The following is an 18,774-nucleotide window of genomic DNA, read 5'->3' on the forward strand; positions in this document are numbered from 1 at the left end:
TGCCAGGCGAGGCTCCAGTAGTAGCCCCGCCAGGAATTCCCGACATCATCCTTCGTCGGGATAGACTTCGATTACACGACTTTTGCAAGTCGTGCGGCACTCTTTGACGAGTGCCAGGCGAGGCTCCAGAAGTAGCCCCGCCAGGAATCGAACCTGGATCTAGAGTTTAGGAAACTCCTATTCTATCCATTGAACTACGGGGCCAAAAAATGGAGCTGCAAAAATAAACCTTCCGAATCGAATCACTCCAACCAACAACCAACTCAGGAATTTTCGCTATATTGTGGGAAATTCTCATACACATGAAACACCTCGCATTCCTGATTTTGTTTCCAACCCTCATCGCGGTTACCAGTGCGTGCAAATCACTCGTAACACTTGATGACGTTAAAAAACAAGAAACCAAGGCTAAAAAAGCTACAGAAGAAGCCCGCAAGGAATCTACAGCCCTGGCCGATCTCAAAACCCAGTACTCCATTGACGAGGTGAAAAGGCAGATCGACGCCCTGGAAAAGGAGCAAAAAGCAGCGAAAAAGGACATTAAAAAACTGAAAGGAATAGCCACCGAAACGGCAGTGGGTACCACCGCAGGCACGCTCAAAACCCTCGAAGAACGCAGTTCGGCCATCGACGGACAAATTAAAGATCTCAAGGCCAAACAGCCCGAAAACTGGGATGAAGCCGTACGCACCATCAGTCAGGATATACGCTCCATCAACGCAGAGCTCGACAAAATCATGTCGAACCTTCGCTAGCGCACCACGCTGCCGGCTGGCCAGTTCGCAGGTGGAGCCACAAAGGTCAATACACCTTCGCTGTTCTCGGCCATCAGCACCATTCCTTGTGATTCAATGCCCCGAATTTTGCGCGGAGCAAGGTTCATCACCACGCACACTTCGCGGCCAATGACATCCTGGGCCGTGAAGCAATGCGCAATACCCGAAACAATCGTGCGCTTGTCAAGTCCGGTGTCCACCAGCAGTTGCATCAGCTTATCGGTTTTGGGAACCGGTGCAGCCTCCAATACTTTGCCTACACGTAGATCGAGCTTGGTGAAATCGTCAAATGAAATGTCAGCCAACTGAGGGGTATGAACGGGCTGGGTGCTGCTTTCCTGATGCAAAACGGAGTCTTCGGTTTTTAGTTTAGCCACCTGGGCATCAATCACGTCATTTTCTATTCGGCCGAAGAGCAACTCGGCAGCTCCAATGGTGTGGCCTGTTGTAAGGAGATGCATGGATCCTGCTGCACTCCAGCGGCCTGTTTTTTCTGGTTCCAAATTCAACATCTTGCAAATGCGCTCTGCGGTGTCGGGCAAAAAGGGCTGCAACAACACCCCGAGATTGGCGGTAATCTGCAGGCAGTTGTTCAGGATGGCCTGTACTTTCCGGGGGTCTGTTTTCTGGAGCTTCCAGGGCTCGGTTTCGGTGAGGTATTTATTGCCCAAACGCGCGAGGTTCATCACGCGCTGCTGGGCTTCGCGAAATTTGTAGCCCTCAATCAACCGCGCCACCTCCACAGGGCATTGCCTGATGTTTTCCTCAATGCCGTAGTCGCTCTCATCCGAACCCGCTTCGGGAACAACTCCTCCGTAGTATTTGTGACTCAGCACCACTACGCGGTTTATAAAGTTGCCAAGAATGGCCAGCAATTCATTGTTCACCCTTTCAGCAAAATCTTTCCAGGTAAACTCACTGTCTTTGTTTTCAGGGGCAATGGAGTTGAGCACGTATCGAAGCTCATCGCGCTTGCCAGCAAAATCCTCGAGGTATTCATGCAGCCACACAGCCCAGTTGCGGGAGGTTGAGATTTTCTTTCCCTCCAGGTTGAGAAACTCGTTGGCCGGCACATTGTGCGGCAGGATGTACGCTCCGTGGCTTTTGAGGATAATCGGGAATATGATACAGTGAAAAACAATGTTGTCTTTGGCCAGAAAATGTACCAGTCGCGTGTCTTCATCTTGCCACCAGGGTTTCCAGTCGAGTTGATGGTCGGCAGCCCATTGGCGCGTGGCACTGATGTATCCGATGGGTGCATCGAGCCATACATACAATACTTTACCCTTTGCATTTTGCAGCGGCACCTTTACGCCCCAGTCCAGATCGCGGGTCATGGCACGCTCCTGCAAGCCTCCATCCAACCACGACCGACATTGCCCCAATACATGGTTCTTCCACTCTTTGGGGTCGTGATGGGGCTTGTCGTTGAGTTGCCCGTCGTTGAGCCACGTACGCAGCCATTCTTCGTGCAATTGCATGGGAAGGTACCAGTGGGAGGTTTTTTTCAACTCCGGTCGGGTACCGCTGATGGCACTTCTGGGGTTGATCAACTCTGTAGGGCTGAGGGTTGAACCGCATTTTTCGCATTGGTCGCCGTAGGCTTCAGGGTGTCCGCATTTTGGGCATTCACCCAGGATGTAGCGGTCGGCGAGAAATTGCCCTGCCTCAGGGTCGTAGTATTGTTCGCTCTCCTTCTCTGTGAAAACGCCTTGGTTGTGCAGGTGGGTGAAGAATTCCTGAGCGCACTCGTGATGGAGCTCCGAAGAGGTTCGGTGATAGATATCGAAAGAGATTCCAAATTGCTCAAAGGCATTGCGGTTGATTTCATGGTATCGATCCACAATTTCGCGGGGGCTAACACCTTCTTTTCGGGCACGCATGGTGATGGCCGCGCCGTGTTCATCGCTTCCACACACAAAAAGTACCTGGCGCCCCTGCATGCGGAGGTAACGGGCGTAGATGTCTGCGGGAATGTACACACCGGCTATATGCCCGATGTGAAGAGGGCCGTTGGCATAAGGAAGCGCAGCGGTAATGGTATAGCGTTTCGGAGCTTTCAAAGTGTGTGGGTTCTCTATATTTGGGCAAAGATAACAAGCCGTTTTAACCGAAAAGCCCAACCATGCGCAAACCACCTCCGCTCACTGCGGGCGATGAAATACGAGTCCTCTCTACCGCCAGGAAAATAACCCCGCAGGAGGTAGAGCCTGCCGTTCAAATACTGGAATCATGGGGCTTTAGGGTGAGCCTGGGCAAACATCTCTATGCCGAAGAAAGGCAGTTTGCAGGTACCGATATACAACGGCGCGCTGATTTGCAGCAGGCACTCAACGACCCGCAGGTTAAAGCCATACTTTGCGCGAGAGGGGGGTACGGAACTGCGCGGTTACTGGATGAACTCGACTTTACACACTTTCATAATACTCCGTGCTGGTTAGCCGGATACAGCGATGTAACCGCATTGCACAACCATCTGCACCGACACCTGGGTATTTGCTCCCTGCACAGCACCATGCCCGTGAACTTCCCAACCAATACCCCTGAAGCCCTTGAAAGCCTCAGGCTGGCACTCACAGGTCAAAACCTTGAGTACAGTACCGAACCGCACCCCCTGCAGCGGGTCGGAGAATGCAGCGGGCAGCTTACGGGCGGTAACCTTTCCATGCTTTACAGCCTGATGGGCAGCCCCTCGCAGGTAGATGCCGCCGGCAAAATTCTTTTTCTGGAGGATTTGGATGAGTACCTCTACCACGTTGACAGGATGATGCTCAATTTGCTTCGTTCTGGGGTGCTGGGTAATCTCGCCGGATTGGTGGTGGGTGGTATGACTGATATGAACGACAACGCCGTGCCTTTTGGTCGCACTGCCGAGGAAATCGTTCGCGAGGCGATTGAACCCTTCGATTACCCTGTGTGCTTTGGTTTTCCGGCTGGTCATATAAAAGACAACCGCACTTTGGTACTCGGTCAAAAAACAAAGCTCACCGTCGGAGAGTCCGGGGTGAGCCTTGTACAAATATTGTAAAGATTTTTAACCGTCTAGTCGCGCTCAAAACGCGCAAACGTCTCCGGAATAGCGAATAAGTCGTCCGGAAGTCTCTCTCGCACTACGCTTTCCACTGTGAGTCTGGAAATTTCCGTTCCGTTTATTTTGCGCTCCACACCTTCCAGCGGAAACACGCCGCCCGCATCGGGAATGAGGTTGAAATATACCGCCAGCTTATCCTTTCGGTTCATGGTGTTGAGCATCGGAATAAAGAAATCAAAATCATCTCCGGCTGCCCAGTAGGTGGCTTCACGGCCATCGTGCACACACTTTACGTGCCACTCGGTGCATTCCATCCCAAGCAGGGTCTTGGTATTGCCTGTTTTATTGGTTTCTACCTTCACTTCCTTTGGTTTGCGGTGATTCGGGACGTCAATAAACATCTTCCGCTCCGGACTCAAGGCAGTAACGGTATTCATGCGGGTGTCCACAATCATGATGCCTTGAACATCACCTTCTTCACCGAGTTCTTCCACTCGAACACGGTCTTCTTTCACGTAGTAGATGTACTGCGCGGATACCGGACCGATGGTTTTGGTAAACTCAATTTTTCCTTCGAATGCCTGGGCGTTTGCGGCTGTACCTCCCAGAAAAAGGGCAATCCCAAGGCCGATCTGTACAAAATGCTTCATGGTTGTGTAAATTTGTTCTGTTAAAATGCTCCTGCCATGGCCGGTCACAACCAGTTGGGTCATCTCGGCGAGGCCCTTGCTTGTACGCACCTCGAAGAATTAGGTTACCGCATCCTGGAAAGAAATTGGCGGTACGACCGCGCTGAAATTGATATTATCGCTGAAAAAGAGGAACTTTTGGTTGTTGTTGAGGTGAAAACACGCAACACAGAATTTTTTGGAAGGCCTTCAGAATTTGTTTCGCAGCGCAAGCAAGAACTACTTATGAAGGCCGCTGAGGCCTACCTCGAATCTGAGAATCTTCAAAGTGAAGTGCGATTTGATATTGTAGGAGTGGTAATTGACCCTGCATGGCCCGACAAGCCCGGCATCCGACACATCCCCGGAGCCTTTTCGGCCTTTGGGTGAAAAATGCTCGTACCTTTGTAGCCAATTAAAAAGCTATGGGCGACGCCTCAGGAAAAAATAAAAAACACAAAAGCCCTGCACGGGGTACGCGTGGCGGAAGCCGAAACAAGCCTCTGTCTAACCGGGATGGGAAACGTCCGGATAGACAGGCATCGCGCACTTCATCGCGCCCTGATGGCAGCCGTAGCTCGGGGGGCAACCGCTTTGATGAATCCAGCCGTGGTAAATCTCGGGTGGGCGACAAAGACAAAGGATCTACCCGACGCAATAGTATTCCCATTCGCGACCAGGATTCCGGCTTTAAGGTGAGCCGTATCAAGGGTAAGAAAAAAGAGCTGGTGTGGGAACCGCGTAAGAGCGACGAGAAAGACACCGGAAAGCGCAAGCCACAACCTACAGGTTTTGAGCGCGCTATTCGCCTTAACAGATTTATTGCGAACGCAGGTATTTGCTCACGACGTGAGGCGGACGTGCTGATTGAAGCCGGTGCCATTCGCGTAAACGGGGAGGTTGTAACCGAACTGGGAACCAAAGTGGGCCCCGACGACATTGTTCATTACGGAGAGCAAAAGCTCAGCCGGGAGAAAAATGTGTACGTGCTTCTCAATAAACCCAAAGACTTCGTAACCACCACTCGCGATCCGGAAGGCCGCAAAACGGTGATGCAACTGGTGCGAGCGGCTTGTCGCGAAAAAATTCTACCCGTAGGGCGCCTCGACCGGCAAACTACAGGTTTACTGCTGTTTACCAACGATGGGGATATCGCCAAAAAACTCACTCATCCCAAGTACAAGATAGGGAAGTTGTACCACATTCACACTGATAAGAAGGTATCACCTGCCCACCTCGAAAAATTAACTTCGGGGCTGCAATTGGAGGATGGTCCTGTGAAGGCCGATAAGGTGTCTTTCGTGGGCGAAAGCCAGCGCGAACTGGGCATGGAAATTCACGTCGGAAAAAACCGCATTGTGCGTCGCATGATGGAGCATTTGGGTTACAAGGTGATCAAGCTCGACCGTGTGATGCTGGCGGGTCTTACCAAGAAAAACCTGCCCCGGGGTCACTGGCGTTTTCTCACTCCCGAAGAAGTGAACCGCCTTAAAATGCTCTGATTCGGTCTGCTGCCAACTGTGGAAAACATAATTTCCGCAAGGCTTGCAAACTTCGTTTCTTTACCCTCAAAATTTCTGTGCAGATGAATGTACTGGTATTGGGCTCCGGAGGTCGTGAGCACGCGTTGGGTTGGAAGGTTGGGCAGAGCTCGTTGCTTCGCTCCCTGTATTTTGCGCCCGGAAATCCGGGTACAGCCGCTATTGGCACCAACCTCGATGTCAATATCCTCGATTTTGAAGCGGTAAAGCAGGCGTGTATTGAACACGATATCGCTGTGTTGTTGGTTGGTCCGGAACAACCCCTGGTAGAGGGAATAGCTGATTTTTTTGCTGCCGACGATGCTTTGAAAAAGGTGCTGGTGATAGGCCCTTCCAAAGAAGGAGCTCAGCTGGAAGGTAGCAAAGCATTTGCGAAAGCATTCATGCAAAGGCACAATATTCCTACAGCTGCTTATCAAAGCTTCGAAAAGAAAGAAGAAAAAGCTGCGTGGGCATTTCTCGAAACGCTTCAACCGCCATACGTACTGAAAGCTGATGGGCTTGCGGCAGGAAAAGGGGTGGTAATTGTTGATTCGCTTCCAGCCGCCCGCAAGCAACTCAAAAGTATGTTTGCCGGTGAGTTTGGCGAAGCAGGCCACAAAGTGGTGATTGAGGAGTTTCTGAAAGGAGTTGAAATGTCGGTTTTTGTGCTGACGGATGGAAACGCATACAAAGTACTGCCCGCTGCCAAAGATTACAAACGTGTAGGTGAGGGCGATACCGGGCCAAATACCGGAGGTATGGGCGCTGTTTCGCCGGTGCCTTTTGCGCGTCCCGATCTGATGGGCAAAATCCACGACCGTATCATTGTGCCCACCATCAATGGCTTGCGCAGCGAGAAGATCACCTACAATGGTTTTATTTTTGTCGGGTTGATGATTGTGAAAAATGAACCCTACGTCATTGAGTACAACGTGCGCATGGGCGACCCCGAAACCGAGGTTGTGATGCCGCGCCTGAAGTCAGATTTGCTGGATATGTTTGAAGGTATTGCCACCGGCACACTCTCTGAGCGTCACGTAGAAGTTGATGAGCGTACGGCTGCTACAGTGATGCTCGTTTCAGGAGGCTACCCGGGGAGCTATGCAAAAGGAAAAACCATAACTGGCTTGGATGCTGCCCCCGAACATGTGTTGGTGTTTCAGGCGGGAACGGCTTTTGGCGATGACGGCTCTGTGCAAACATCCGGCGGACGGGTTGTTGCCGTTACAGCTTTGGGCAAAGACCTCGAAAGAGCACTTGGCAAAGCATACGAAGCCGCCAACAATGTGCAGTTCGAAGGCAAAAGCCTCCGCTCAGACATTGGTCAGGACTTGCTTGAAATGAAAGTGGGTCGGTAAGCGATTATTTCAGGGTTCCGCTTTCCTCAGCCTGCTTGTTGTACTTTGACTGGGCTCGCAACCAGTAAAAAAGTCCGAAGAATCCCAATACGATGAAGAGATTGTTGGGGTTCATGGCTCCAAGGTCCCCAATCGGGACCAACAGATTGTCGAACGTCCACACAATCAGATTTCCAAGAGGGTTTACGATGTAGTCCATTTTACAGGTAATTAATGAGTGGGCTCCAAAAGTAGTACATCTCGTGGAAAGAGCATTATTTTTAGCGCATGATCCTGCGCATTTTCCGCTCCAACCAGCCTGTGTTGTTCGCTATGCTCATTCCTATTGGGCTGGTTTTGTGGCTTCCAGGGTGGTGGTATTCTACGGGTTCCATTCCAGACCTCAGTGTATTACCAACCCTTTACGGCCTGATTCCAATCCGTGCGCTGCTCGTGTTGGGATTTGTCTTTTTACTGTTGGGCGCCCTTGTGTTTAATCAGCTGTTTCAGCAATTCGACCTTATTGAACGCCGTAATCAGTTACCCGGACTGTGCTTTGTGCTTGCTTTTTCATGGTCTCCTGCATTGCTGGTGTACAGTTATTTTCTGCCCGGGTTGGTGTTTGTGCTTCTTGCTTTGCGCCGCACCATGCAGGTTTACAGGCAGACCTGGGTGATTCGCGAAATGTACGACGTAGGCGTACTGCTGGGCTTGGCTGCACTTTGCTACCTACCCATGACGGGACTATTATTGGCAGGCTGGATGAGCCTTTTGGTGCTCAGACCCTTCTTCTGGCGTGAGTGGATGGCGCTGCTCAGCGGTTTTTTGACCATTGTGATTCTCTCGGTGGGTTTGTACTACGTTTTTGCCGGAGCGACTTGGCCCGACACCGCTATGCTTTTCGCTGAGGCTCCCCGTACTAAAGTTCCGGCTACATTTAAATATGCGGTTGCAGTGTTGTTTGTGCTACTTGCGCTGGCTGCAACACCCACCTTTATGCAGTCACTGGGCCGCAGTACCATGCGAAACCGCAATCTTCGGCTATTGCTGGTGGTATTTGGCATGGTAACACTTTTGATTTTTCCAGTACTTTATTTTGTTTTTCCACGGCAAAGTAACCTGCAGCTTGTGGGGTTTCCGTTGGCCCTCATGCTCGTATATGCGGTTGCCGATAAACGCGTAAACTGGATCATTACTACTCTTTTTTATGTTCTCATTGCCATGGCCCTGGTCATGAATATTGGGTATATATTCTGGAATCAGCTCTTGTAATACGCATCAGAAATAGGGGGCTTTCAATCAACGCACCGCACAGAATGATTACCTTCGCAGCAGCAAAAGCTGAATGCCGCACGGCACAATCTAAATCACACACTCTATGAAATTTGGCGTTGTAATTTTCCCGGGCTCCAACTGTGATGAAGACATGATTTACGTGCTCGAATCCATCATGGGTCAGCAGGTAGAACGTCTTTGGCACAAAGATACCGACCTCAAAGGCTGCGATATGATAGTGTTGCCGGGTGGTTTTTCTTACGGTGATTACCTTCGATCGGGTGCTATTGCCCGCTTTTCGCCCATTATGGAACAGGTGATACGCTTCAGCGAAAAAGGCGGTTACGTTCTCGGAATCTGCAATGGTTTTCAGGTGTTGTGCGAGGCAGGGATGCTTCCCGGGGCTCTGTTGCACAACAACAGCCGCCAGTTCATTTGTAAAAATGTGTACCTCACTCCTGATAACCACGACAACATCGTGACGCGCAGCATACCACCGGGCGATGTGCTCAAAATACCCATTGCGCACGGCGAAGGAAAATATTACCTGCCCAATGATGAGCTGGAGAGAATTACCGAAAATGGTCAGGTGCTCTTCCGATACTGCGATGAACAAGGCAAAGTGAGCGAATTTGCAAACCCCAACGGATCAGTGGCGAATATTGCAGGTGTTTGTAACGCGGGCAAAAATGTGTTTGGAATGATGCCTCACCCCGAACGCGCTGCAGACATTGAGCTCGGCAACGTTGACGGTCGCTTGATTTTTGAATCCATCCTCGACACCATCTCCGCACCCGGCGCCTGATTCGGGCTTTTTGCAACCAAAGTGAATGGGTTGCCGTATTTTTGAAAGATGAAATGGGTCATTCTTGTATTTTGTTGTTCACTGGCATACAACGTCAATGCGCAGTTACCCTGCGACCATCCCGACCGAATTCCACTTATAGTAAAAGTCCCTAACGTATTTACGCCCAACGGCGATGGGGTGAATGACCTTTTCAGGCCGGAATACAATATCCTTTCATTCGACAGCTATCAGCTACAGGTATTTAATCGTTCGGGGGTATTGATTTTCTTTACCGATCGCCCTGGCATGGGCTGGGATGGGAGAACACCATCCGGAACCGTCGCTCCCGGAGGATCGTATTTCTACGTGCTTGAGTATGCCGGTCCATGCGAAGGAAACCGTTTGGCGGGAATCGTCAACCTGATGCGCTGAGGGCCTCTCAGCCGCAAACCGTATCTTTACCCACGCATGTCGGAACCTAAACCATATATCGTGGGCATTGCAGGGGGAAGCGCCTCAGGAAAGACTTCTTTCCTCAATGAATTGAGAGCCGGTATGCCCGACGGCAGCATCTGTGTTATCTCGCAGGATAATTACTACCTGCCCCGCGAAATGCAGGCCACCGATGTGCATGGCCAGATTAACTTCGACCTGCCGACCTCCATCCATCGTGAAGATTTTGTGAACGACCTGAAGAAACTGGTAGCCGGTGAGCAGGTATGCCGCCGCGAATATGACTTCAACAACCCCAGGTCGGAGCCTAAGCTGGTTTGTGCCGACCCGGCTCCCATCATCGTGATGGAAGGGCTCTTTGTGTTTCACTTTTCTGAAATTTGGGAAATGCTCGATCTCAAAGTGTACATTGATGCGCGGCACGACATCAAATTACAGCGCCGAATTGCCCGCGATGCCTTGGAAAGGGGCTACGACGAGTCGGTTGTGCGGTACCAGTGGCTACACCATGTAATGCCGGCGTACTTTAAGTTTTTGCGCCCCTACCGCGACCTTGTGGATGTGATTGTTACCAATAACACTCACTACCGGAATGGCCTCAAAGTGCTGAACAATCACCTGCTGGCTGTGTTAAAGGAGCGTACTGTGGTTCTACCCGCAGTTTCCGACTCTAAAGGCTATGCATAAACTTACTTTTCTTTTACTTGTTGCCCTCATCCCTTTGTACTTGTGTGCTCAGGATGACCTACCCAACGGTGGATTTGAAGAATGGGTAACGGGGGGTGGTTTTTTCAATAGCTACCGTGATCCTGTAGGGTGGGGCACCCTTAACTCAGAAACTGCATTGTTCGGCATCACAACCGCCCGGCGTGCTTCCAGTCCCAACGAAGTGTATAGCGGGCAATATGCGCTCAAGCTTCAGAGTCAGTTCTTTTTACTGGCAAATGAGGTTATACCCGGACTGTGTCTTACAGGAAGTTTCAATATCCAAACCCGGCAAATTGAAGGTGGACTTCCTTTCAACCTGCGCCCCGAAAGCATCAGTGGCTGGTATCAATACAGCCCGGCCAATGTGGATACGGGGCAGGTTGGAGTGGTACTCACGAGATGGAACGCTCTCGAAAATAAACGCGACACCATCGGAATGGGTGGGCACTTTGCTACCGAAGCCGCAATTTCATTCACATTTTTCGACGGTCCGATTGAATACATGAGTGATGATACACCCGATACCATGATGGTGGTGCTGGTGTCGAGTTCCACCCACAGTCCGCAAAATGGTTCGGTGTTTATTCTCGATGATCTGGCGCTCAACTTCACGGCCACTTCAGTTCCATTGCAGGACATCATTGAGGCGAAAACCTATCCAAATCCAACCAGAGATTTTCTCAACTACGATGTGCGGGGCTCTGCTCAGGTACTGATTTACGCCACGTCCGGTTCTCTGGCTAAAAAACTACCACTTGTTGCCGACAAAGGGATGATTGACCTGTCCGATCTTCAAAAGGGTAGCTACCTGCTGCATTTTCTCAACGAACGCGGTAAACTGAACGCGGTGGCACGCATCGTACTGGCTTAATGGCAATCTAACTGACTTTGTTCTTCCCGGAGTCTTGCCATCACCTTCATTCGTTTGCATTATTTTAGGGCGTTCGTTTCGACCTATGAATACAGTTTCAAAATCAATACGCGCCGTCAACTACCTGATTGATTCTTTATTCATTGCGATTGCAACGGCCATCTGTAATGAAGTGGTGCCCGACACCAGCAAATACATTCTTTTTGCTTCAATTTCAGTGTTTTATTACACCTGCTTTGAAACTTTCACAGGCCAGACACCCGGTAAGCGCATTACCAATACCGTGGTCGCGTGCAGGGATGGCTCGAAACCCGGTGCTTTTCGCATTCTTATTCGTTCAGTTTTGCGGCTCAACCCACTCGATGTCTTCTCGTATTTGTTCGGTAATGAAATGGGTACACACGATGTGTTATCGGGTACGCGTTTGCAGGTGAAAGAATGATTCTTTTTGTTTCCGTGCCTCGCCAGAAAAACAGGTGCATTTTCAGAAAAATCGCATTAATCTGCATAGCTGTGAGAATAGTGGCGCCCTGATTACAAACGCTTAGTCGTCGCTTTTAAACCGATCTATTTTTCTTCTGTCGCGCTTGGTTGGCCTTCCGCGGTCGTGCTGAAAAAGTATCTGATCGCGCTGGACGAGTCTGTATTCCTCAAGCCTTTTAAGCTCTTCGGGCGGTGTGTTTTCCAGAAGGTATTCCGGCACAAGCGCACCCTTTACCCGGTTGGCAGGGTGATCCAAAATTTGGAACGTGCGCCAGATGGGTGTTGTTTTCACCGCAATGGTATCGCCTTTTCTGGCAGGCTGGGCTGCTTTGGCAGCTTTTCCGTTGATGGTTACGTGTCCTTTTTTACAGGCCGCTGCTGCCTGGCTGCGCGTTTTGAAAAGACGCACCGTCCAGAGGTATTTATCGAAACGCGGATCACTCATCGGCAGTAGCGTTTCATTACAGCAAAAGATGGCTGGTATCCGTTTTCACCGGCACTGCTCAGGTGTTTGCACGCATCGTCGCGATTGTTGAGGTAGAGCAGGGTAAGGGCCAGGTTGAAGTGAATTGCACCCAGATTGGGCACAAGTTCAATAATATCGCGGTAAGTCTTTACAGCAGAGCGATGGTCGCCCATGGAGGCGTACAAGTTGGCAAGGTTGAAGCGCGCAGGGATAAACTCTGGTTTCAGTACAATGATGCGCTCAAGGTTTCCGGCCAGTTGGTGGTAGTCGCCCGCAATGACGCTGCCTGCTTCGTCGGGCTTGTGCTTTTCGCTGAATGAAGCTTCCAGCGCATCGGTCAGAAACAGCATCCTGTGCAGCACGTACGAACGGTTTAACAGCGCAATGGTATGATCGGGTTCTTCGCTCAGCACTGCGTCGTACACCTCAAGAGCCAGTTCGTAGTTTTCGAGCAGTTGAAACAATATCCCCTGCTGAATTAGTGCCATGCGGTTGTCGGGGTTTTCGGCGAGGTCACGGTTCAGACGCTCCTGGCGCTCTTCGGCTCTGTCAAGCATCCAGCCGGGATGGCTCATTGCAACCATGGGTCGGGTGGAAGATGTCATGCGAGTAAGTATCCCCAAATAGAGGGCTTCTGATTTAAGTGAGTCAGGAACCCACGGCTCTGGCACGATGAAAAAGTCGGGAGCAGGTCGGATTTCTGTACGCTTGTTTTGAATTCGCCCAAAGCGTGTATCAGACCCCTGAAAATCCTCACGAATGGTAGCGAGTTCTCGAATCTTGCTCAGCTCTTCGGCTTGTTCAATTCCGCTGAGTGCATACATTTCCGACTTTATTTCACGCGCCCTATCCATGTCTTTTTGCGCCTTGTGATTCAATCCCATTCGCGAGTAAGCCATGGCGCGGTTGAAATATGCCTCGGCCATACCCGGATAGATTTCGATGGCTTTGCTGAGGTCTTCTACCGCCGCAGAGTATTTGCCTTTGTCGAAATACATGCTTCCGCGGTTGAAGTAGGTGATCATGTGTCCTCCGGTAAGCACAATCACCATGGTAAAATCTTCAATGGCCCCGTCTTTATCGCCGGTTTCAGCCAGCAAATTACCGCGCTCAAAGTAGGCCATGGCAGAGGCCGGGTCAATATTAATCATGCGAGAATACTGATTCATAGCACGATCAGGCTGATCCATTTCGCGATAAATATGAGCCAGTTGAAACATGGCGTGCAGATTCAATGAATCCAGCTCAAGCGCCTTGTCGAGGTCCTTCAGCGCGTCGTCATATTTAAGCTGAAAGGCATAGGTCATCCCCCGTTTGGTGTAGGTGTCGCTATTGAACTGGTTGATTTTTAGCGCCCGCGTGTAATCACGTATAGCTTCTTCAAGGTCATAGGTTTGGTATCTGTTCCACGCCCGGCAAAGAAATGCCCGTTCGTTCTTTTTGTTGATGCGAATGGCTTGGTTGCATAGCTCAATGGCCTGCTGGTGTTCTTCCAGATGCGTTTTGGTAAATGCCTTGCTTACGAGTATGTTGTCATTGAAAGGCTCCAGGCGGAGCGCGCGGTCAAAATCGTTGATGGCGTCGTGAAAATTCATCAGGCGCTCCCTGCTCACGCCTCGGTATAACAATGCGTCGGGAAAGTTGGGTTTGATGTTGAGTGCCGAAGTAAGATCCTGTTCGGCACCTTTGTAATCCCCCAGGTTGTACCGCGCTACAGCCCTCAAAAAGAAGGGCTCATACAAGTCGGGGCGAATTGGAATGACACCATTGAGCAAATGAATGGCCTCTGTGAAGTCGTTTCGCCCCAAAGCCTGCTTGCTTTTAAAAATCTGGTTGTTCACGTTTACCTGAGCCGTGGCCGAAACAGATAAAAAGAACAATACCAGCGCAAAATACCTCAATCCTTGAATTTTTTACGAAGATACGGAGAGTGGTGGTTTTTCGGTGGTATCAAAGTCTGCGATGATGAGTTAACATCGCTTAATTGAATTTTTTTTTTTGGCACCTGAAACCTCGCGCCACGAACCTCGTACACTGCTCTGATCCGAAATGAGCTTCTCGAAATGAATTATTTGCATAACTACACAATCGCTATAATTGTTGTCATTCTCACGATTTATTCATGGGGCTTGCAGGCCAGCACATGTATAACGGTGGGCAGCGGTGATTGGGCAACACCGGGGATCTGGAACTGTGAGCCCGGTGGCGGATCCGTAGATTGTGGACGCACCCAGATTATCATTCAGCCGGGTCACACTATTACCGTGGCCAATCAGTATAATTTTTTGAACTGCAGCCAGCCCATGCATTTGGTGGTTCATGGTAACCTGGATTTTACCAATGGTAACAAACTGGATTTACCTTGTGGTTCTGTCGTTGAAATTATGCCGGGAGGAAAGATTTTTAAATCTACACCGGGAGGAGGTAGCTCCACCCTTGTTGCCATTTGCAATGACAACTGGTGGATTGCAGGTAATGGGGATCAACAAGGTTACCAGGTTTGGGGTGCGAGCCCATTACCCGTTGAGCTTATCAGTTTTGAAATCAACACGAAAGGTAAGGATGTGCATGCCTCCTGGACAACCGCAACCGAGGTAAACAGTGACTATTTTGAATTGTCCCGAAGCCGTGATTTAGAGGAATGGCAAGTGGTTGGAAGGGTGTCGGCAGCGGGTATGGCCTCCACTGTAAGACACTACCGGTTTGTAGATAGGAACGCGCCTCAAGGAACGAATTATTACCGCCTGAAGCAAGTCGACTACAACGGTTTAGGTGGGGTGATTGCGATACAGTCAGTGGTTGTCGATGATGCAGCGTGGGAAGTTTGGCCCAACCCTTCCATCGGACAGTTTAATATCCGGCATCAGAACAAATTGTCAGAGTACAACTACCGCTTGCTGGATATTTCAGGTCGTCCGGTGAATATTGCGTCATCCTTCGGCAACGGAGAGATTCAGATTTCAACCTTCGGTCTTGCTCCGGGAAATTACCTGTTGGTGGTTGAAGATCGCAGTGGCCAAATCGTTACCCGAAAAAAAGTAATTATTCATTAGTACCGCATATTCAACAATAAAAAACCCCGACATACATCGGGGTTTTTACTTAAGATTTATGATTGTTTGTTTTCTCATCGTCCTGATTGCGCGTAATTCATCATTTGCAATCGGAGTTCCTGGAGCATAGCAAGTTGTGCAATGTACGCGCTGAGGTTGCCTTGCTTCATCAGTTCAACGGCCTTTTTGCGGGCCTCACGGTAGGTTTTTTTCAGATCAATCATGGCTTTTGTTTTTAATGGTTTCCTGCCCTAAAAACAAGCCGTGTGCCAAAGTTGTTCGAGGCACTTCACACAATTGATATAATGGGTGTTAAGATCGGTAAAAGTGCATCTCCTCCACGTATCTGAAAACCGGCTCGGTAAGCAGGTATCGCACGTCCTTGCCGTCGCGGATAGCGTGGCGAATAAAACTGGCGCTTACTTTCATCACCGGTGCGTCGCAGAGTTTTACATTGGGATGCTTTAAGAGCGCAGGGGCCGGCTCCAGCTTCATTTGGTCTTCGCGCTCAGATTCGGTAAGCGCGCGGGGGTACACATAGAGTTCGTGGTGCGCAATAATCTCTTCGTGGTTTCTCCACTTGTGAAAAGTGCGCAAATTGTCTTCACCCATAATCAGGGCAAAGCTGTGTTCCGGGTATTTCTCACGCAAATAGGCCAGCGTTTGCACCGTGTAAGACGGCTTTGGTAGCTCAAACTCAATATTCGACGCCCGTAGTTTGTTGTTGTCTTCAATGGCGAGGCGCACCATGGCGAGCCGGTGATAATCGGCCAGCAGGGTTGATTTTGCTTTTAGCGGATTTTGAGGAGTTACCACCAGCCAAACCTGATCGAGTTCTGTGTGATCGGCCATGTAGTTGGCAATAATCAGATGGCCTACATGCACCGGGTTAAATGTACCGAAATACAAACCTATTTTCATGACTTTATAAAGGATTGTACGGTTTCGGTAGCTTGCTTAAGCGCGATTTGGAGGTCGTCGTTGAGGAGTACCACGTCAAAATGAATGGCGTCTTCCAGCTCTTTTCGGGCCTTGCCGACTCTGCGCTTCAGCGTTTCTTCGGATTCAGTTCCGCGGTTGCGCAGCCGGGCCTCCAGTACTTCGATGGAAGGCGGTTGCACAAAAATGCTCAAGGCTCTGTCTCCTAGGGCTTTCTTGAGGTTGATGCCTCCTTTTACATCCACGTCAAAAACAACGTGTTCTCCACGCGCCCAAATGCGCTCTACTTCGCTGCGCAGCGTACCGTAATACATATCGGGATACACTTCTTCCCATTCCACAAACGCGTCTTCCGCTATGCGCTTCCGAAAATCTTCAACACTCAGAAAGTGATAGTCCACACCATTCTTTTCATGGCTGCGCATGGGCCTGCTGCACGCCGATACGGAAAATGCCAGGTTCAAAGGCTGATCGAGCAGGTGGTGAACGATGGTAGTTTTTCCGGCCCCTGAGGGTGCCGACAGAATAATGGCCTTGCCTCGCATTACATGATGTTGAGCACCTGCTCCTTAATCTTTTCCAGTTCGTCTTTCATTTGCACCACCAGTCGTTGGATGCCTGCATGATTCGCCTTGCTTCCCAATGTGTTAATCTCGCGCCCCATTTCCTGGCCAATAAACCCGAGCTTCTTGCCTTGCCCGGGCGGCTCATCCAAAGTTTCCAGAAAATAGTTGCAATGGTTGTGAAGCCGCACCAGTTCTTCGGTTATATCGAGCTTTTCCATGTAATAAATCAGCTCCTGTTCGTAGCGGTTTTCATCCATTTTATCTGGGCTTGAAAGATCCGCCAATGCTTGACCGAAGCGGTTTTTGATGTTCTCAAGACGTTCACCGGCCAGGCCTTCCACCTCTTTTTGTAGTTTGGTGATATTGTCCACCCGTTGGCGAAGATCTACCTCCAGATGTCCGCCCTCACGGGTGCGAGAGGTGTTGAGAGCATCAAGGGCTTGGTGCAGTACTTTTCCAGCAGTCTGCCACTCGGCGTCTTCCAACTCGGGTTTCTCTGAGCTGAGCACATCTGGCATGCGCACCACAGTGCTCAAGTAATCCACGTCCTTTTGCCCGAAAGACTCCGCGAGCTTGCGCAATTGCTCAAAGTATTTCAAGGCCAGCGCTTCATCCAGACGGCTGGGGGTGCTCTCTGCATCCGACTCGGCATAAATCACCAGATCTACCTTTCCGCGAATTACTTTCTCGGTGAGTAATCCCCGTATTTCCAGCTCTTTTTCGCGGTAGAGCGACGAAGACTTCACGGAAGCGTCCAGCCCTTTGCTGTTGAGGGACTTGACTTCTACGACAATCTTTTTGTTGCTCCACTCGGCAGTGGCTTTGCCGTAACCTGTCATGGATTTGATCATGCGCGTGTGCGTTTGGGCAAAGATAGGAAAAAGGGTAGGGGCAGTGAAGCTTCAGTTTTGCGACTTCTTTCTGGCGCGGTCAATACCGGGCTTACTGACCAGGTAAACACCTATAAAAATGAGGACGGCACTGAGCACCTTGCCCGCAGTCAGCCCACCGGTGTAATCAACAACGCTCCAGCCCAGCCACGCAAAAAGGGCGGCAAATGCCGTGGCAGTGAGAGGCTGAAGATAAATGTAGCTGCTTACCACGTTGGGGCTTACCACGCGGATGGCGAAGATGTTGAGCAAATACGCAAAGAAGGTGGTGCCAATCACCACGAAGGCCGCAGCACCGACGTCGGCAGTAGAAAAGGTGCCCCATTCGATGGCGCTAAACTGGCTCCAACCCACCGGCATCACCACCACAGCCCCGAGCAGAAATACCCAGCTAATCACGGTAATTGGGCTGTATTTCTGCATAAGTGGCTTTACCATTACGAGGTACAACGCGTAGGAAGCTGCGTTCAAGAGAATCATCAAATCGCCCTTCCAGTTGCCGCCTAGTGCGCTGCCATCGGCGCTGGTAAGAATGAGCCATACTGCTCCGGCACCTCCTGCAATAATACCTGCTACCCGCACACCGGCAATACGCTCGCCCAGCAGCACGCTGGCCATCACGAGCACCAGAATGGGGTTGGCCGTCATGATGATGGCCGCGTTGATGGGTGAAGTAAGGTTCAGTCCGTTAAAGAAAAGCAGTTGGTTGCCGGCTACACCAAAAAGCCCGCACAGCGCCAAACGCCAAAAATCACGGGGAGCAACAGGCTGGTGCTGTACCGTGAGCCTGAGTATCCAAAACAAGGTAGTAGCTCCCAAAACACGCAACATGATAAACCCCGATGGTTGTATGAGGTTGGGCATAAGGCCTTTTGCAATAAGGTAGTTGGCCCCATAAATAAGGTTCACGGCGAGCAAGGCAAGATGCGCCCTAAACAATCCGCTCAT

General features: G+C 50.4%; 21 protein-coding genes and 1 tRNA gene. 12 read left to right on the forward strand and 10 right to left on the reverse strand.

Features of this window, described 5'->3' with window-relative positions:
• Positions 1-132: 132 nt before the first annotated feature.
• Positions 133-204, reverse strand: a tRNA-Arg gene (locus EA392_14035).
• Between the two features lie 98 nt (positions 205-302).
• On the opposite strand from EA392_14035, the gene EA392_14040 reads away from it, so the two are divergent.
• The gene (locus EA392_14040) at positions 303-755 is read left to right on the forward strand and encodes a hypothetical protein (GenBank protein TVR36845.1); all 453 of its coding nucleotides are present in this window, start codon (positions 303-305) and stop codon (positions 753-755) included.
• Here the strand turns inward: EA392_14040 and EA392_14045 are convergent.
• Positions 752-2,839, reverse strand: a complete 2,088-nt coding sequence (locus EA392_14045) for a methionine--tRNA ligase (protein ID TVR36846.1) — start codon at positions 2,837-2,839, stop codon at positions 752-754. The genes EA392_14040 and EA392_14045 overlap by 4 nt on opposite strands.
• Positions 2,840-2,901: 62 nt before the next feature.
• On the opposite strand from EA392_14045, the gene EA392_14050 reads away from it, so the two are divergent.
• Positions 2,902-3,804: an LD-carboxypeptidase gene (locus EA392_14050; GenBank protein TVR36847.1), complete on the forward strand. Its 903-nt coding sequence runs from the start codon at positions 2,902-2,904 to the stop codon at positions 3,802-3,804.
• A gap of 14 nt (positions 3,805-3,818) precedes the next feature.
• On the opposite strand, the gene EA392_14055 is transcribed toward EA392_14050, so the two are convergent.
• Positions 3,819-4,520 carry a DUF4412 domain-containing protein gene (locus tag EA392_14055; GenBank protein ID TVR36848.1) on the reverse strand — a complete coding sequence of 234 codons (702 nt, stop codon included), beginning with the start codon at positions 4,518-4,520 and terminating at the stop codon, positions 3,819-3,821.
• On the opposite strand from EA392_14055, the gene EA392_14060 reads away from it, so the two are divergent.
• The 3 genes from EA392_14060 to purD all read left to right on the forward strand — a co-directional run bounded on the left by EA392_14060 (position 4,494) and on the right by purD (position 7,356).
• The gene (locus tag EA392_14060) at positions 4,494-4,865 is read left to right on the forward strand and encodes a YraN family protein (protein ID TVR36906.1); all 372 of its coding nucleotides are present in this window, start codon (positions 4,494-4,496) and stop codon (positions 4,863-4,865) included. The genes EA392_14055 and EA392_14060 overlap by 27 nt on opposite strands.
• Positions 4,866-4,900: 35 nt before the next feature.
• Positions 4,901-5,977, forward strand: coding sequence for an rRNA pseudouridine synthase (locus EA392_14065; GenBank protein ID TVR36849.1), 1,077 nt, complete (start codon positions 4,901-4,903; stop codon positions 5,975-5,977).
• An 83-nt stretch (positions 5,978-6,060) separates the two neighbouring features.
• Complete coding sequence (purD, locus tag EA392_14070) at positions 6,061-7,356, forward strand: phosphoribosylamine--glycine ligase (GenBank protein TVR36850.1); 1,296 nt, start codon at positions 6,061-6,063, stop codon at positions 7,354-7,356.
• Positions 7,357-7,360: 4 nt separating this feature from the next.
• On the opposite strand, the gene EA392_14075 is transcribed toward purD, so the two are convergent.
• Entirely contained in the window at positions 7,361-7,555 is a 195-nt protein-coding gene (locus EA392_14075) for a hypothetical protein (GenBank protein ID TVR36851.1), read from the reverse strand.
• Positions 7,556-7,623: 68 nt separating this feature from the next.
• Between EA392_14075 and EA392_14080 the strand changes: the two genes are divergently transcribed.
• The 6 genes from EA392_14080 to EA392_14105 all read left to right on the forward strand — a co-directional run bounded on the left by EA392_14080 (position 7,624) and on the right by EA392_14105 (position 11,871).
• Positions 7,624-8,607 carry a hypothetical protein gene (locus tag EA392_14080; GenBank protein TVR36852.1) on the forward strand — a complete coding sequence of 328 codons (984 nt, stop codon included), beginning with the start codon at positions 7,624-7,626 and terminating at the stop codon, positions 8,605-8,607.
• 106 nt (positions 8,608-8,713) lie between these two features.
• Positions 8,714-9,415, forward strand: coding sequence for a phosphoribosylformylglycinamidine synthase I (gene purQ / locus EA392_14085; GenBank protein ID TVR36853.1), 702 nt, complete (start codon positions 8,714-8,716; stop codon positions 9,413-9,415).
• A 48-nt stretch (positions 9,416-9,463) separates the two neighbouring features.
• Positions 9,464-9,829, forward strand: a complete 366-nt coding sequence (locus tag EA392_14090) for a gliding motility-associated C-terminal domain-containing protein (protein TVR36854.1) — start codon at positions 9,464-9,466, stop codon at positions 9,827-9,829.
• Between the two features lie 36 nt (positions 9,830-9,865).
• Positions 9,866-10,537: a uridine kinase gene (locus tag EA392_14095; protein ID TVR36855.1), complete on the forward strand. Its 672-nt coding sequence runs from the start codon at positions 9,866-9,868 to the stop codon at positions 10,535-10,537.
• Positions 10,530-11,429 carry a hypothetical protein gene (locus EA392_14100; protein ID TVR36856.1) on the forward strand — a complete coding sequence of 300 codons (900 nt, stop codon included), beginning with the start codon at positions 10,530-10,532 and terminating at the stop codon, positions 11,427-11,429. The genes EA392_14095 and EA392_14100 overlap by 8 nt, the downstream gene beginning before the upstream one ends.
• A gap of 85 nt (positions 11,430-11,514) precedes the next feature.
• Complete coding sequence (locus EA392_14105) at positions 11,515-11,871, forward strand: hypothetical protein (GenBank protein ID TVR36857.1); 357 nt, start codon at positions 11,515-11,517, stop codon at positions 11,869-11,871.
• A gap of 102 nt (positions 11,872-11,973) precedes the next feature.
• Here the strand turns inward: EA392_14105 and EA392_14110 are convergent, their stop codons facing one another.
• Both EA392_14110 and EA392_14115 read right to left on the reverse strand, forming a co-directional pair.
• On the reverse strand, positions 11,974-12,357 hold the full coding sequence (locus EA392_14110) for an RNA-binding S4 domain-containing protein (protein ID TVR36858.1): 384 nt from the start codon (positions 12,355-12,357) through the stop codon (positions 11,974-11,976).
• Positions 12,354-14,279 carry a tetratricopeptide repeat protein gene (locus EA392_14115; protein TVR36859.1) on the reverse strand — a complete coding sequence of 642 codons (1,926 nt, stop codon included), beginning with the start codon at positions 14,277-14,279 and terminating at the stop codon, positions 12,354-12,356. Before EA392_14115 ends, EA392_14110 begins: the two co-directional genes overlap by 4 nt.
• A gap of 162 nt (positions 14,280-14,441) precedes the next feature.
• On the opposite strand from EA392_14115, the gene EA392_14120 reads away from it, so the two are divergent.
• Positions 14,442-15,431: a T9SS C-terminal target domain-containing protein gene (locus EA392_14120; protein TVR36860.1), complete on the forward strand. Its 990-nt coding sequence runs from the start codon at positions 14,442-14,444 to the stop codon at positions 15,429-15,431.
• Positions 15,432-15,743: 312 nt separating this feature from the next.
• Here EA392_14120 and EA392_14125 read toward each other — a convergent pair whose 3' ends face one another.
• From EA392_14125 to EA392_14140, 4 genes are read right to left on the reverse strand one after another with little or no spacing between them, the layout of a single operon-like run.
• A complete protein-coding gene (locus EA392_14125) occupies positions 15,744-16,352 on the reverse strand; it encodes a nicotinate-nucleotide adenylyltransferase (GenBank protein TVR36861.1) in 609 nt (202 codons plus the stop codon).
• On the reverse strand, positions 16,349-16,915 hold the full coding sequence (locus EA392_14130; protein ID TVR36862.1) for a guanylate kinase: 567 nt from the start codon (positions 16,913-16,915) through the stop codon (positions 16,349-16,351). The genes EA392_14125 and EA392_14130 overlap by 4 nt, the downstream gene beginning before the upstream one ends.
• On the reverse strand, positions 16,915-17,787 hold the full coding sequence (locus EA392_14135) for a YicC family protein (GenBank protein TVR36863.1): 873 nt from the start codon (positions 17,785-17,787) through the stop codon (positions 16,915-16,917). The genes EA392_14130 and EA392_14135 overlap by 1 nt, the downstream gene beginning before the upstream one ends.
• Positions 17,788-17,838: 51 nt before the next feature.
• Positions 17,839-18,774, reverse strand: coding sequence for a DMT family transporter (locus EA392_14140; GenBank protein ID TVR36864.1), 936 nt, complete (start codon positions 18,772-18,774; stop codon positions 17,839-17,841).

The sequence above is a fragment of the Cryomorphaceae bacterium genome, from assembly GCA_007695365.1.
GTDB lineage: Bacteria > Bacteroidota > Bacteroidia > Flavobacteriales_D > SKUL01 > SKUL01.

What these genes read in the sequence shown, in the direction of transcription:
- EA392_14140 (TVR36864.1), bottom strand. Translation starts at nt 18,774, where the DNA reads ATGAGCGGATTGTTTAGGGCGCATCTTGCCTTGCTCGCCGTGAACCTT.
- EA392_14130 (TVR36862.1), bottom strand. Translation starts at nt 16,915, where the DNA reads ATGCGAGGCAAGGCCATTATTCTGTCGGCACCCTCAGGGGCCGGAAAA.
- EA392_14040 (TVR36845.1), top strand. Translation starts at nt 303, where the DNA reads ATGAAACACCTCGCATTCCTGATTTTGTTTCCAACCCTCATCGCGGTT.
- EA392_14095 (TVR36855.1), top strand. Translation starts at nt 9,866, where the DNA reads ATGTCGGAACCTAAACCATATATCGTGGGCATTGCAGGGGGAAGCGCC.
- purD (TVR36850.1), top strand. Translation starts at nt 6,061, where the DNA reads ATGAATGTACTGGTATTGGGCTCCGGAGGTCGTGAGCACGCGTTGGGT.
- purQ (TVR36853.1), top strand. Translation starts at nt 8,714, where the DNA reads ATGAAATTTGGCGTTGTAATTTTCCCGGGCTCCAACTGTGATGAAGAC.
- EA392_14120 (TVR36860.1), top strand. Translation starts at nt 14,442, where the DNA reads ATGAATTATTTGCATAACTACACAATCGCTATAATTGTTGTCATTCTC.
- EA392_14055 (TVR36848.1), bottom strand. Translation starts at nt 4,520, where the DNA reads ATGACCCAACTGGTTGTGACCGGCCATGGCAGGAGCATTTTAACAGAA.
- EA392_14060 (TVR36906.1), top strand. Translation starts at nt 4,494, where the DNA reads ATGGCCGGTCACAACCAGTTGGGTCATCTCGGCGAGGCCCTTGCTTGT.
- EA392_14110 (TVR36858.1), bottom strand. Translation starts at nt 12,357, where the DNA reads ATGAGTGATCCGCGTTTCGATAAATACCTCTGGACGGTGCGTCTTTTC.
- EA392_14080 (TVR36852.1), top strand. Translation starts at nt 7,624, where the DNA reads ATGATCCTGCGCATTTTCCGCTCCAACCAGCCTGTGTTGTTCGCTATG.
- EA392_14050 (TVR36847.1), top strand. Translation starts at nt 2,902, where the DNA reads ATGCGCAAACCACCTCCGCTCACTGCGGGCGATGAAATACGAGTCCTC.
- EA392_14125 (TVR36861.1), bottom strand. Translation starts at nt 16,352, where the DNA reads ATGAAAATAGGTTTGTATTTCGGTACATTTAACCCGGTGCATGTAGGC.
- EA392_14090 (TVR36854.1), top strand. Translation starts at nt 9,464, where the DNA reads ATGAAATGGGTCATTCTTGTATTTTGTTGTTCACTGGCATACAACGTC.
- EA392_14105 (TVR36857.1), top strand. Translation starts at nt 11,515, where the DNA reads ATGAATACAGTTTCAAAATCAATACGCGCCGTCAACTACCTGATTGAT.
- EA392_14065 (TVR36849.1), top strand. Translation starts at nt 4,901, where the DNA reads ATGGGCGACGCCTCAGGAAAAAATAAAAAACACAAAAGCCCTGCACGG.
- EA392_14135 (TVR36863.1), bottom strand. Translation starts at nt 17,787, where the DNA reads ATGATCAAATCCATGACAGGTTACGGCAAAGCCACTGCCGAGTGGAGC.
- EA392_14100 (TVR36856.1), top strand. Translation starts at nt 10,530, where the DNA reads ATGCATAAACTTACTTTTCTTTTACTTGTTGCCCTCATCCCTTTGTAC.
- EA392_14075 (TVR36851.1), bottom strand. Translation starts at nt 7,555, where the DNA reads ATGGACTACATCGTAAACCCTCTTGGAAATCTGATTGTGTGGACGTTC.